At 64.5% G+C, this 12,408-nt stretch carries 12 protein-coding genes; 8 read left to right on the top strand and 4 right to left on the bottom strand.

Going from position 1 to position 12,408, the window contains the following annotated elements:
- The first annotated feature begins 178 nt into the window (after positions 1-178).
- The 5 genes from V1280_RS03780 (at position 179) to V1280_RS03760 (ending at position 5,869) form a co-directional block, all read left to right on the top strand.
- Entirely contained in the window at positions 179-1,654 is a 1,476-nt protein-coding gene (locus V1280_RS03780; RefSeq protein ID WP_334519164.1) for a protein adenylyltransferase SelO, read from the top strand.
- A 202-nt stretch (positions 1,655-1,856) separates the two neighbouring features.
- Positions 1,857-2,708 carry a phosphodiesterase gene (locus V1280_RS03775; protein WP_334519161.1) on the top strand — a complete coding sequence of 284 codons (852 nt, stop codon included), beginning with the start codon at positions 1,857-1,859 and terminating at the stop codon, positions 2,706-2,708.
- A gap of 1 nt (position 2,709) precedes the next feature.
- Positions 2,710-3,660 (top strand): carbohydrate ABC transporter permease, encoded by a 951-nt coding sequence (locus V1280_RS03770; RefSeq protein WP_334519158.1) that lies wholly within the window; start codon positions 2,710-2,712, stop codon positions 3,658-3,660.
- Positions 3,657-4,526, top strand: a complete 870-nt coding sequence (locus V1280_RS03765; RefSeq protein ID WP_334519155.1) for a carbohydrate ABC transporter permease — start codon at positions 3,657-3,659, stop codon at positions 4,524-4,526. Before V1280_RS03770 ends, V1280_RS03765 begins: the two co-directional genes overlap by 4 nt.
- An 11-nt stretch (positions 4,527-4,537) precedes the next feature.
- Entirely contained in the window at positions 4,538-5,869 is a 1,332-nt protein-coding gene (locus V1280_RS03760; RefSeq protein ID WP_334519152.1) for an ABC transporter substrate-binding protein, read from the top strand.
- Between the two features lie 75 nt (positions 5,870-5,944).
- Here V1280_RS03760 and V1280_RS03755 read toward each other — a convergent pair whose 3' ends face one another.
- Complete coding sequence (locus V1280_RS03755) at positions 5,945-6,934, bottom strand: zinc-dependent alcohol dehydrogenase family protein (RefSeq protein WP_334519149.1); 990 nt, start codon at positions 6,932-6,934, stop codon at positions 5,945-5,947.
- A gap of 104 nt (positions 6,935-7,038) precedes the next feature.
- Here V1280_RS03755 and V1280_RS03750 point away from each other — a divergent pair, with 104 nt between their 5' ends.
- The 3 genes from V1280_RS03750 to rnd all read left to right on the top strand — a co-directional run bounded on the left by V1280_RS03750 (position 7,039) and on the right by rnd (position 9,926).
- Positions 7,039-7,938 carry a LysR family transcriptional regulator gene (locus tag V1280_RS03750; protein WP_334519146.1) on the top strand — a complete coding sequence of 300 codons (900 nt, stop codon included), beginning with the start codon at positions 7,039-7,041 and terminating at the stop codon, positions 7,936-7,938.
- 32 nt (positions 7,939-7,970) lie between these two features.
- The gene (locus V1280_RS03745; RefSeq protein WP_334519143.1) at positions 7,971-8,396 is read left to right on the top strand and encodes a hypothetical protein; all 426 of its coding nucleotides are present in this window, start codon (positions 7,971-7,973) and stop codon (positions 8,394-8,396) included.
- A 360-nt stretch (positions 8,397-8,756) separates the two neighbouring features.
- Positions 8,757-9,926, top strand: coding sequence for a ribonuclease D (rnd, locus tag V1280_RS03740; RefSeq protein ID WP_334519140.1), 1,170 nt, complete (start codon positions 8,757-8,759; stop codon positions 9,924-9,926).
- A gap of 172 nt (positions 9,927-10,098) precedes the next feature.
- On the opposite strand, the gene V1280_RS03735 is transcribed toward rnd, so the two are convergent.
- The 3 genes from V1280_RS03735 to V1280_RS03725 form a co-directional block, all read right to left on the bottom strand.
- Positions 10,099-11,481, bottom strand: a complete 1,383-nt coding sequence (locus tag V1280_RS03735; protein ID WP_334519137.1) for an aspartate aminotransferase family protein — start codon at positions 11,479-11,481, stop codon at positions 10,099-10,101.
- Positions 11,482-11,638: 157 nt separating this feature from the next.
- Positions 11,639-11,806 carry a hypothetical protein gene (locus V1280_RS03730; RefSeq protein WP_334519135.1) on the bottom strand — a complete coding sequence of 56 codons (168 nt, stop codon included), beginning with the start codon at positions 11,804-11,806 and terminating at the stop codon, positions 11,639-11,641.
- 34 nt (positions 11,807-11,840) lie between these two features.
- Positions 11,841-12,404 (bottom strand): isochorismatase family protein, encoded by a 564-nt coding sequence (locus V1280_RS03725; protein WP_334519132.1) that lies wholly within the window; start codon positions 12,402-12,404, stop codon positions 11,841-11,843.
- Between the last annotated feature and the right edge of the window lie 4 nt (positions 12,405-12,408).

Genomic DNA, 12,408 nt, shown 5'->3' with positions numbered 1-12,408 from the left:
GTCTGAGGGGTCGAATCGGACGACCTTTCATGGCCGGTCCGAAGTTGCGGCAGGGTTTACCCGACGAGGCCGGAGGCGGCAACCAAGGGAACGGGCTGTTTTGGCGTCGGAAGGCCCATTTTTGGCCAATCCAGGCCCGAGCCTTTGCCGATCAGCGTTCCAGCCCTATCTTGAGGCCATGACAGTCCATTTCCCCTTCCAGAACTCCTATTCGGCGCTGCCGGACAGCTTCTTTGCCCGCGTCGCGCCGACCCCCGTATCCGCGCCCCGGCTGATCAAGCTGAACCGGCCGCTGGCGGTCCAGCTCGGGCTCGATCCTGAGATGCTGGAGACTCCTGAGGGCGCCGAGATCCTGGCCGGAAAGACGGTTCCCGCGGGGGCCGACCCGATCGCCATGGCCTATGCCGGCCACCAGTTCGGGAATTTCGTGCCGCAGCTCGGCGACGGCAGGGCGATCCTGCTCGGCGAGGTCATCGACCGGAACGGCGTCCGCCGCGATATCCAGCTCAAGGGCTCGGGCCCGACGCCGTTCTCCCGCCGCGGCGACGGCCGCGCCGCGCTCGGGCCGGTGCTGCGCGAATACATCGTCAGCGAGGCAATGTTTGCGCTGGGCATCCCCACCACGCGCTCGCTCGCCGCGGTCGTCACTGGCGAGCCCGTGATCCGCGAGACCGTGCTGCCCGGCGCGGTGCTGACGCGCGTCGCCTCGAGCCACATCCGGGTCGGCACCTTCCAGTTCTTCGCGGTCCGCCGCGATACCGATGCGATCCGCCGGCTCGCCGATCACGTCATCGCCCGCCATTACCCTGAATTGCTCCATGCGGAACGGCCCTATCACGCGCTGCTCGCAGGCGTCGTCGCGCGCCAGGCCGAGCTCATCGCGCGCTGGCTGCTGGTCGGCTTCATCCACGGCGTGATGAACACCGACAACTCTTCCATCTCGGGCGAGACCATCGATTACGGCCCCTGCGCCTTCATGGATGCCTACAATCCTTCGCAGGTGTTTTCGTCGATCGACGAGATGGGCCGCTATGCCTATGCCAACCAACCGCGCATTGGCTTGTGGAATCTGACGCGGCTCGCCGAATGCCTGCTGCCGCTGTTCGGAGCAGAGCAGGAGAAGGCGGTCGCGGAAGCGCAGGACATTCTCGGCGCCTTCTCTGAGACATTCGGCAACGCCTATCAGGCAGGCCTGCGCAAAAAGATCGGCCTGTTCACCGAGCGCGACGGCGACGAGGCGCTGATCCAGGACCTGCTCGACGCCATGGCGAAAAACCAGGCCGACTTCACCCTCACCTTCCGCAAGCTCGGCGAGGCCGCGGGCGATCCGGCCGCGGACGACGCTCGCGCACAGTTCATGGATCCCGCAGCCTTCGACGAGTGGGCCAAGCGCTGGCACGAACGCACGGCTCTGGAGCCGCAGAGCGCGGCCGAGCGGCAAAGCGCGATGCACGCCGTCAATCCCGTCTTCATCCCGCGCAACCACCGCGTCGAGGCCGTGGTCCAGGCTGCCGTGAATGACGACAATTACGCGCCGTTCGAGGACTTGGTGAAGGTGCTGGCCAAGCCGTATCAGGGCCAGCCGGAGTACGCCGCCTACGCCGATCCGCCGCTGCCGGACCAGCGGGTGCTGCAGACGTTCTGCGGGACGTGAGGCGGGCGCAGGCGCGCCGCTACCTATAATTGGTTCAACGGTGGATTTCGCTTTCGGCTAATCCACCGTGCATATGCGCGCGCTGTGGACACGTCCGGTCCCTGGGAACCGCTGTCATCAAACTGAAACACACGCGCTCTAACGGCCTGTCAGGGCCGTCTTGCCGGAGGCGCCCATCCTCCAAAACCCTGACAAGCGCGCCATGCCTTTCAAATTCATCCACATCACCGACACGCATCTCGCGAACCCCGGGCTGAAGCTCTACGGCCTCGACCCGCGCGCGCGGCTGGATGCGGCGATCGCCGACATCAACAAGCACCAGTCGGATGCCGCCTTCGCGGTCGTGACCGGCGACCTCACCCATTGGGGCGAGCCGGAATCCTACGCGAACTTCGCAGACGCGATGGCGGCGCTGAAAATGCCGTACGTCGCCATGGTCGGCAATCACGACAAGCGCGTGGCCTGTCTCGACGGCCTGAAGGCCGCGCCGCGCGATCCCAACGGCTTTGTGCAGGGCACCCGCACCACCGAGCACGGCCTGTTCGTGTTCCTCGACACGCTGGACGAGACCAGCCATGCCGGCGAGATGTGCGCAAAACGCTTCGACTGGCTTTCGAAGACGCTCGCCGCCGCGCCCGCTGAGACGCCGTTCGTCGTGTTCATGCACCATCCGCCCTTCCCGGTCGGCGTCCACGCGATGGATGAGATTGCGCTGAAGCAGAGCGCCGAATTCGCCGAAGTGATCGCGCCCTATCGTGCGCGCATCCGCCATCTCTTCTTCGGTCATGTGCACCGTCCGATCTTCGGCAGCTACGGCAAGATCCCGTTCTCGACGCTGCGCGGCACCAACCACCAGGTCTGGTTCGAGCTCGACGCCACCGCCACCGACCATCTGGCGAGCCACGAGCCGCCGGCTTACGGCGTCGTGCTGATCGACGATCAAAACCTCGTCGTGCACAGCCACGACTTCCTCGACACCAGTCTGCGCTTTCCCTTCGAGCCCCCTGCGGGCGTGGACGGCCGCGACTATGCGCTCAACTTCCCGGCACGGTGACATGAGCCTCGCTGAACCCGCGGCTCTCCCGGTCGCGGCTGCGGTGCCGCCGCGCCTGCATATCGTGACGCGATTTTCGACCCGTTTCAAAACCTCGCTGCCGGCCTATCTGCTGTTGCTGCCCTCGCTGATCTTCCTCGCGCTGTTCACCTATGGCGCGATGGGGCGCGTGCTGATCGATGCGCTCTACCAGCGCGCCACGCCGAAGGCGCCGCTGCGCTTCGTCGGCCTCGACAATATCGCCGCGGTGCTGGCGGACCCCGCCTTCACCGGCGCGGTCATCAACAACCTCATCTACGCCGTCGGCACCGCCGTCCCGAGCATTGGCCTCGCGCTGCTGTTTGCGCTGGCGTTGGCGCGCACCAACGTCGTGACCAGCGCGCTGCGCGCGGCGCTGTTCCTGCCGGTGCTGATCCCGATGGTCGCGGCCTCGGCGCTGTTTCTCTTCATCTTCCTGCCCAATGTCGGCCTGCTCGACTATTACATCGGCCGGCTGCTGCCGGTGGTGCCGAACTGGCTCGGCGATCCCGACATCGCGCTTTATGCGATCATGATCATCACGATCTGGAAGAACGCCGGCTATTACATGCTGTTCTTCCTCGCCGGCCTCCAGGCCGTGCCCGAGGACGTGATGGAAGCAGCCCATCTCGACGGCGCCGGTCCCTTCATGCGGCTGCGCTACATCATCCTGCCGGAGCTCAAGCCCACCTTCCTGTTCGTCACCGTGATCGCAATCCTCAATGCGGTGACGCAGGTCGACCACGTCTTCGTCATGACCAAGGGCGGACCGTCGAACGCCACCAATCTGGTGCTGTTCTACATCTACCAGCAGGCGGTCGAGCATTACGACATCGGCAAAGCCTCGGCGGCAACGCTGCTGACGCTCGCCGCTCTCATGGCCCTCACCGCGCTGTCGTTCCGCACCATGGCCAACCGCGAGGGCGGCGCATGAAGCTGATCGACGCCCTCTACAAGGACGCCCCGCTCGCCACCCGCAACGAGATCACGCCCAAACTTGGCTTCGCGCTGACCGTGCTGCTCGCGCTCGCCTGGCTGATCCCGTTCCTGTGGATGGGCGTGGCAACGCTGCGCCCGGCCTCCGACGGCATCAATTTGATGGCCGAGCTGATGCCGAGCCTGAAACCCACGCTCGACAATGTCAGGGATGCCTGGGAGATCGGCGATTTCCCGCGTTACTTCCTCAACACCACGATCATCTGCACCGGCATTTTGCTCGTGCAGTTCGTGACGATCACGCTCGCGGGCTTTGCCTTCGCGCGGCTCGACTTCGTCGGCAAATCGCTGATCTTCTATCTGTTCCTGATGCAGCTCATGCTCGTGCCCGTGCTGCTGATCGTGCCGAATTTGCGGATCATCGCGCAGTTCGGCCTCTACGACACGCTCGCCGGCGTGATGATGCCGTTCTTTGCGTCAGCCTTCGGCACCTTCCTGATGCGCCAGGCGTTCGAGGCCATTCCGACCGAGCTCGAGGACGCCGCCCTGATCGATGGCGCGAGCCTGATCCAGCGCATCCGCCACATCTACGTGCCGCTGTCGATCCCGAGCTTCTCGGCCTTCGCCATCATCTCGGTGACCAGCCACTGGAACGACTTCCTGTGGCCGCTGATGGTGATCAATTCGCCGGACAAGCGGCCGCTCACGGTTGGCCTCTCGGTCTTCACCGCGACCGCGGAAGGCACGCAGGCCTGGGGCACCATCGCCGCCGGCACGCTGATGGTGATCGCGCCGCTGCTCATCACCTTCCTCGTTTTCCAGAAGCGCTTCATCAGCTCTTTCGTCACCTCAGGCATCAAATAGGAGATTTCTCGATGCTGTTCTCCCGCAGGCTCATGCTCGGCCTCGCCATGGCAGGCACTTTTGCCAGTGCCCTCGCCGTCCCGGCGATGGCCGAAGGTCCGACCGAGATCGACCTGTTCTTCCCCGTTCCCGTCGACGGCAAGCTCGCCCGCGACATGGGCACCTTGATCAAGGAGTTCAACGACGGTCATCCCGACATCAAGGCGACCGCCGTCTACACCGGCTCCTATGACGACACGCTGATCAAGACGCGCGCCTCGATCAAGGCCGGCAAGCCGCCGTCCGCCGTGATCATGTCGGCCAACTTCCTGCTCGACATGCAGATCGAGAACGAGCTCACCAACCTCGATACACTGATCGCCGCCGACGGCAGCACCAAAGACAAGTTCCTGGGCCAGTTCTTCCCGGCACTGCAGGGCAACGCGGTGATCGACCGCTCGGTCTACGGCGTGCCCTTCCACAATTCGACGCCGCTGCTCTACATCAACGCCGACAAGGCGAAGGAAGCCGGGCTTGATCCGAGCAAGCCGCCGCAGACCTGGGCCGAGCTCACCGACTGGGCCAAGAAGCTCACCAAGCGCGAGGGCGACAAGGTGACCCAATGGGGCATCGCGATCCCCTGCGCCTACGACTATTGCGGCTGGATGATGGAAACGCTCACCATGACCAATGGCGGGCGCTACTACAACGAGGAGTTCGGCGGCGAGGTCTATTACGACACGCCCTCGATGCTCGGCGCGCTGACCTGGTGGAGCGACCTCGTCAACAAGCACAAGGTCCATGCGCCCGGCGCCACACCTGGCCCGGCCGTCAGCACCTCCTTCATCTCCGGCAACGCCGCGATGATGATGCTCTCGACGGGCTCGCTGACCTATGTGCGCGACAACGCCAAGTTCAACTACAAGGTCGCCTTCATCCCGCGCAACGTCCGCAATGCCGTGCCGATCGGCGGCGCATCGCTGATCATTCCGGCCGGCGTCGAAGCCGACAAGCAGAAGGCCGCCTGGACGCTGATCAAGTGGATGACCTCGCCCGAGAAGAGCGCCTGGTGGAGCCGCGCCACCGGCTATTTCGCGCCCAACATGGCCGCCTACAAGACGCCAGACATGGTCGACTTCCTCAACAAGAACCCGGACGCCAAGACCGCCGTCGAGCAACTCGACGTCGCAAAACCCTGGTTTGCGACCTACAAGACCGTGCCGGTGCGCAAGACGCTGGAGGACGAGGTGATGCTGGTCCTCAACGGCAAGAAGCAGCCGAAGGAGGCCCTCGTCGCCGCCCAGAAGGCCGCCGACGAGACGCTCAAGCCGTACAATGCCGAGACCTCGCTGAAGCTGCCGTAAGGCCAAGAGCAACGGCGAACGACCATCGGCGCTCCGCGATGCGGGGCGCCGAATACGTTTTGGATGGCGCGAACCTCAGATCGTCACCACGATCTTGCCGAATTGCTCGTTCGACTCCAGGAAGCGATGCGCCTCCACGATCTCGTCGAACTTGAACGTTCGCGCGATGATCGGCTTCAACGCGCCGTGCGCCAGTCCGTCGAGGATGAAGGCCTTGGCCCGCGCCAAGCGCGCGGGATCGCCGGTGATCTCGTGTACGAGGTAGCCGCGCAAGACCAGGCTCTTGGTCAGCACGCAAAAGAGCGGGAACGGTGTCGGCTCGGGGCTCAAGCCGCCATATTCGATGAGGATGCCGCCCGGCGACATCGCCGCGGTCAGCGGCTCGAATGCCGGCCCGCCGACTGCGTCAAACACCGCACGGACGCCGTTTGAACCGGCGATCTCCGCCAGCCGCGTTCGGATGTCCTCTTCGGCTGACACGATGACGTGCGCGGCGCCGGCATCGCATAAGGCGCGTCGCTTGGCCGATGTCCGCGTCAAGGCGACCGGAATAGCGCCGATCCGGTTCGCGATCTGAATGGCAGCAAGGCCGACACTGCTCGATGCCGCCGTGACGGCGACGACGTCCCCTCGCCCAAGGCCGGCGATGTCGACCAGCGCGCCGTACGCCGTGAGATATTGCATCCACACCGCGGCCGCCGTCTCGAAGCCAAGCTCGGGCGGATGCTTCACGACGAGCTCGGCCGGAAACGTTGCGAGCTCGGCATAGGCCGGCCATCGCACCATCGACAGCGGCGGCACGATGCTGACGGCATCGGCCGGCGCGAAGCCGGCAACATCCTCGCCGACAGCCTCGACGATGCCCGCCGCCTCAAGCCCAAGACCGGACGGAAACGTCGCGGTCTCGATGTAGGTCCCCCTTCGCAACAGGGCTTCCGCGCGGTTGAGGCCGAGCGCCTTGACCCTGATCTGCACCTCGCCCCGTGCTGGCGGCGCGACGTCGACGGTCTCGATGCGCAGCACTTCGGGACCGCCATGCTGGTGAAAGCGAACAACGCGGGCCATTGGATCCACTCCAAAACAATTGAACTGAATGGAGCTATGCCGCGCCTGCAGAAGCGGATAAATCGAAGAAAGCAGCGAACAGTCGAAACCTGGAGTTTTCAATCATGGACCGCCTGACCAGCATGGCCGTGTTCGTCAAGGCCGCCGATCTCGGCTCGTTCGCGGCCGCGGCCGACGCCTTCGAGATGTCCGGGCCGATGGTCGGCAAGCATGTGCGCTTCCTCGAACAGCGCCTCGGCGTCCGCCTCCTCAACCGCACCACGCGCCGCCAGAGCCTGACTGACGCTGGGCAAGCCTATTACGAACGCTGCCGCGCCGTGCTCAGCGAAGCAGAGGCCGCCGACGCCGTCGTCGCAAACGAACTCTCCGAGCCGCGCGGCAGGCTGCGCGTGACCATGCCTGCCCTCCTCGGACGGCACTGCATCGCTCCCTTGCTGATGAAGCTCGCGCGAAAATATCCGCATCTCGAGCTCGACCTCTCGTTCGGCGACCCGATCGCTGACATCATCGAGGCCGGCTATGACCTCGCGATCCGGACCGGCGATCTCGACGACCAGTCCGGCCTGATCACGCGGCGCATCGCAAGCCAGCGCATGGTGGTGTGCGGCGCGCGCTCGTATCTGCGCGCCAACGGCAAGCCGAAGACACTCGACGATCTCGGCGCGTATCAGGCAATCATCTATCGCCGCTCCGGCCGCGTCAGGCCGTGGCTGTTCCCGGAAGCGGGCCAGGCTCCGCGGGAGATCATGCCGGCCGGCAGGCTGAGGCTCGATGATTTGGAAGCCATCGCCGATGCGGCAGCACACGGCATGGGGCTGGCCTGGTTGCCCTATTGGCTCGTCCGCGAACGCCTCGACACCGGCGCGCTGATCGGTCTCTTCGGCAGCCAAGGCGAATTCCTTTATGACTGTCACGCGCTGTGGCCGCGTTCGCCCCGGCTGGCGCCAAAGGTCCGCGCCGCCGTGGATGTCCTGGCCGCGACCCTGCCGCAGCTGATGACGTAATGGCGGTGTGCGATTGATCCTGCCATGCTGGTATGATGAGCACAGACATCTGGGACCGAATTCACACCATCAACAATTACTACGACGGACCCCAACTCGGCGTGGCCGACTATCTGGGAAAGCCGCACATTTACGAAAGACAGTTCGACGAGGGGAGAGACGACTACTCGTCGCGCTTCCTGTTGAGCCCGATTGATCCGGATCTGCTTTCGCTGGTGCTGGAAGGTTGGGAGATCTGGCTACGGTGGGACAGCGCGTATCGGCAGGGAAAGACTCCCCACAAAAGCCACCCCGCTTTACCCGAGGACCGTCAACGTCACGACGAACTTACGAGGCTGATCGGCGACCGCTTCAAGGCTGACCCTGAGCACGGCTTCAGCAAATGGGCCCGGTTCGAGTCGGGGAAAGTTCGATGGGTCGACGCGCCGACGGAGCCCTTCGCGGGGCCGACCGACTAATCGACCCCGACAGCACCAACCCGTTAACCCCCCGTCCACCATCCGGGCGACGCCGCTGCCGGTAACCACGACAATTAACAGACCCTCAACGCACAGCCGACAAATCTAACGGTGTTTCTGGAGATTTCCGCCGTGGATTTGCTGGTTTTCGAGTTCCTGGGGCTGACGCTGGTTGGCATGTGCCTGATCGTGGTGGCGCTGCCCTGCGCCCGCAAATCCTCGCACCGGATCCGTTACGAATAGGAATTTCGGCGGAAAAGAACGATTCCGGTCCGAATGCAAGGCTCGAATTCGCTTAGAGCCCCTTGACATCACAGCGCTTTCGGCAGAACGGCTGATACCAAGTGTCATGGGCCGTTCATGGATTTGATTACCACCACCGCTGACCTCGCGGCTGCCTGCAGCCGGCTGGCCAAGCACCCCGTCATTACCGTCGATACCGAGTTCCTGCGCGAGACCACCTATTACCCGCTGTTGTGCGTGGTGCAGATGGCCAGCCCCGAGGAAGCGATCGTCATCGACACCCTGGCCGAGGGCATCGACCTCAAGCCGTTCTTCGAGCTGATGGCCAATGAGAGCGTGCTGAAGGTGTTCCACGCCGCGCGCCAGGACATCGAGATCATCTGGCATCAGGCCAACATCATCCCGCATCCGGTGTTCGACACCCAGGTCGCGGCGATGGTGCTCGGCTATGGCGACAGCATCGCCTATGATGCCCTGGTCGAGAAGGTCACCGGCCACCGGCCGGACAAGACCCATCGCTTCACCGACTGGTCGCGCCGGCCGCTGACCAAGGAGCAGATGCATTACGCGGTCTCCGACGTCACGCACTTACGCGACGTCTTCGCCGCGCTCGACGCCGATTTGAAGAAGCGCCGCCGCAGCGAATGGGTCTCCATCGAGATGGAGGTCCTGACCTCGCCCAAGACTTACGACTTCCATCCCGAGCGTGCCTGGGAACGGCTGAAGACGCGGGTGCGCAAGCCGAAGGACCTTGCCGTGCTGATGGAGGTCGCCGCCTGGCGCGAGCAGGAGGCCCAGAGCCGCGACGTGCCGCGCGGCCGTGTGCTGCGCGACGAAGCCATCAGCGACATCGCCACCCATGCGCCGAACACGCTGGAGAAGCTTGCCCATCTGCGCTCGGTGCCGAAGGGCTTTGAGAAGTCCAAATGGGGCGCGGATATCGTCGCCGCCGTCGAGCGCGGGCTGGCGCGGGATCATTCGACGCTGCCGAAGCTGGAGAAGCCGCGCAACAACAACAATGGTGCTGCGACCGTCGAGCTGTTGAAGGTGCTGCTGCGCATGACCGCCGAGCGCCATGCGGTGGCGAGCAAGGTGATCGCGACCGTCGACGATCTCGAGGAGATCGCAGCCGATGACGAGGCCGACGTGCCGGCGCTCCGCGGCTGGCGCCGCGAGCTGTTCGGCGACAACGCGCTGAAGCTGAAGCGCGGCGAGCTGGCGCTGGCGATCGAGAAAGGCCGCGTGATCGGGGTTCAGCGGGTCGAGGCGGTCAAACCGTCATCCTGAGGCGCGACGGCGATTGCGTTGGGCACGCAATTGTCAACCTCGTCATTGCGAGCCAACGGGTGCGCGCGAAGCGCGGCCCGATGACAGGCTCCGCGAAGCAATCCAGACTGTCTCCGCGGAAAGATTCTGGATTGCTTCATCGCTTCGCTCCTCGCAATGACGGGGAGAGAGCTTACGCCGGCGTCAGCTTCGCCACTTCCGGCTTCATGTCATTCAACACCCCAGTGATCGCCGCGATCAGCTCGTCGATCTGGGGCTTGGTAACAATCAGCGGCGGGCAGATGGCGATGGCGTCCAGCATGTTGCGCGAGATCACGCCGCGCTCCTGCAGCATGCGGCTCGCCATGCCGCCGACGGCGCCAGGCGTCGCGGCTGCGGTCTTGCGACCCTTGTCGAGCACGAGCTCGAGCGCTGCGATCATGCCGACGCCGCGGACCTCGCCGACCAGCGGATGGCTGGTGAGCTCGCGTAAGCGGCCCTGCATGTAGCCGCCGAGCTCGGCGGCGTGCGCGACCAGGCCGCGCTCCTCGATGATCTTGAGGTTTTCGAGCGCAATCGCCGAGCCGACCGGATGGCCGCCCGCGGTGAAGCCGTGGCCGAGCACGCCGATCTTGTTGCTCTCGTCTGCGATCGGCTCGAACATGCGGTCGTTCATGATGAGCGCCGAGAGCGGGAAGTAGCTCGAGGTGATCTGCTTGGAAACCACGATCGCATCCGGCTTGATGCCGTAGGTTTCGCATCCGAACATCTTCCCGGTGCGGCCGAAGCCGCAGATCACCTCGTCGGCGATCAGCAGGATGTCATACTTCGTCAAAACCTTCTGGATCTTGTCCCAATAGGTTGCCGGCGGCACGATCACGCCGCCCGCCCCCATCACCGGCTCGCCGAAGAAGGCCGCGATCGTCTCGGGCCCTTCCTTCTGGATCAGCGCGTCGAGCTCCTCGGCCCGGCGCGTCGCGAAGGCTTCCTCGCTCTCGCCGGGCGCTCCGTCCTTGTAGAAATGCGGCGAGCCCGTGTGCAGGATGTTCGGCAGCGGCAGATCGAACGAACGGTGGTTGTTGGGCAGGCCCGTGAGGCTCGCCGAGGCAATGGTGACGCCGTGATAGGCGCGCATGCGGCTGATGATCTTCTTGCGCTGGGGCTGACCGAGCGAATTCGAACGATAGGCGATCAGCTTGAGGACGGTGTCGTTCGCCTCCGAGCCGGAATTGGTGAAGAACACCTTGCTCATCGGCACCGGCGCGAGCGCGACCAGCTTCTCGGCGAGGTCGATCGAGGGCCCGTGCGATTTGGCCGAGAAGGTGTGATAGAACGGCAGCGCCAGCATTTGCTTGTGCGCGGCCTCGACCAGCCGCTTCTCGTTGAAGCCGAGCCCGACGCTCCACAGGCCCGCCATCGCCTCGAAATAGCGCTTGCCCGATGCATCGAACACGTAGGGCCCCTCGCCGCGCTCGATCACCAGGGGACCTGCCTGCTGATGTGCGCGCGCATTGGTGTAGGCGTGGAGCTGGTAGGCCACATCCCGGGCTTCTTGCGAATTGGGCAGCATGGACATTTGCGGGATTCCTTACGTCATCACTTGGCCGGCGCGGCCAGCATCATCACTTGATTGTCAGGTTACTTGGCTATTGCGACGGGCCGAAACTTGCAACGTCAATTCGTCGGCAGCAAGCGCTCAGCAGCGATGCACAAAGCCGCACACAAGACAGCGCTCAGGCAGCGCCGTCGTCATTTCCCGCGTCGTCGGCCGCGGCTTCCCGCACCTCGACCAGCGCCATCGACAGCAGATAGACGGTGGTGGACAAGCCAACCCGGCGCGCCGTCTCGACGGCACGCGACAGGTCGCTCGCCAGCTCTTTGAGCTCGTCCTCCCGAGACAATGTCCCACCCATCCATCCGCCGATCGCGTCTTTCTCAGACTGCGACGGCGCCGCTGGTTCTGATCAGTTCGGCGCTGGACTGGAGTGTAGCAAAGTTGGCGATGACATTCACCACCGACTGTTTGTAGGCGGCCGCCTCGCTTGTTCCCGGCTGCCGGCAGGCCACGGCATCGACGACCACCTGATAGCGGTGGCTGCGGTGGAATCCCTCGACGACGGTGGCCAGGATGGTCTCGTCGAGGGAAAAGCCTGTGACCACGCACCGCAGATTGCGGATGCTGGACATGTAATCCACGAAACGCGACGAGCTGTAGGCCGACGGCAATGGGTGCTCGAACGTCATCTCGCCCGGACGCGGCCTCGTCTCCGCGATCCAATCGGTCAGTCTGGATGACGGATTGAACCACGCTGCCTGCGCGATGCGCTTCAAATGCATCACCGGCCAGTGGTTGCGGCGCCACAGCGTCAGCAATTCCAGGCAGTGCAAGGTAGCGGCATCGCCATCGAGAATGACGTGGCGACGCCCCGGGGTCAGATATTCGACCTGGAGGTCCGCACAGACCAGGACCAGCGGATCGTCGGGGACGGAGACCGGCATCGTC

Origin of the sequence: Bradyrhizobium sp. AZCC 2230, from assembly GCF_036924495.1 — a bacterium.
GTDB classification, from domain to species: domain Bacteria; phylum Pseudomonadota; class Alphaproteobacteria; order Rhizobiales; family Xanthobacteraceae; genus Bradyrhizobium; species Bradyrhizobium rifense.
Note: the sequence above shows the minus strand (reverse complement) of the source record. Positions and strands in the feature narration are given on the sequence as shown.

Bases quoted from the DNA above. Each gene is read 5' to 3' on its own strand.
- V1280_RS03780 (WP_334519164.1), top strand. From the start codon at position 179: ATGACAGTCCATTTCCCCTTCCAGAACTCCTATTCGGCGCTGCCGGAC.
- V1280_RS03775 (WP_334519161.1), top strand. From the start codon at position 1,857: ATGCCTTTCAAATTCATCCACATCACCGACACGCATCTCGCGAACCCC.
- V1280_RS03770 (WP_334519158.1), top strand. From the start codon at position 2,710: ATGAGCCTCGCTGAACCCGCGGCTCTCCCGGTCGCGGCTGCGGTGCCG.
- V1280_RS03765 (WP_334519155.1), top strand. From the start codon at position 3,657: ATGAAGCTGATCGACGCCCTCTACAAGGACGCCCCGCTCGCCACCCGC.
- V1280_RS03760 (WP_334519152.1), top strand. From the start codon at position 4,538: ATGCTGTTCTCCCGCAGGCTCATGCTCGGCCTCGCCATGGCAGGCACT.
- V1280_RS03755 (WP_334519149.1), bottom strand. From the start codon at position 6,934: ATGGCCCGCGTTGTTCGCTTTCACCAGCATGGCGGTCCCGAAGTGCTG.
- V1280_RS03750 (WP_334519146.1), top strand. From the start codon at position 7,039: ATGGACCGCCTGACCAGCATGGCCGTGTTCGTCAAGGCCGCCGATCTC.
- V1280_RS03745 (WP_334519143.1), top strand. From the start codon at position 7,971: ATGATGAGCACAGACATCTGGGACCGAATTCACACCATCAACAATTAC.
- rnd (WP_334519140.1), top strand. From the start codon at position 8,757: ATGGATTTGATTACCACCACCGCTGACCTCGCGGCTGCCTGCAGCCGG.
- V1280_RS03735 (WP_334519137.1), bottom strand. From the start codon at position 11,481: ATGTCCATGCTGCCCAATTCGCAAGAAGCCCGGGATGTGGCCTACCAG.
- V1280_RS03725 (WP_334519132.1), bottom strand. From the start codon at position 12,404: ATGCCGGTCTCCGTCCCCGACGATCCGCTGGTCCTGGTCTGTGCGGAC.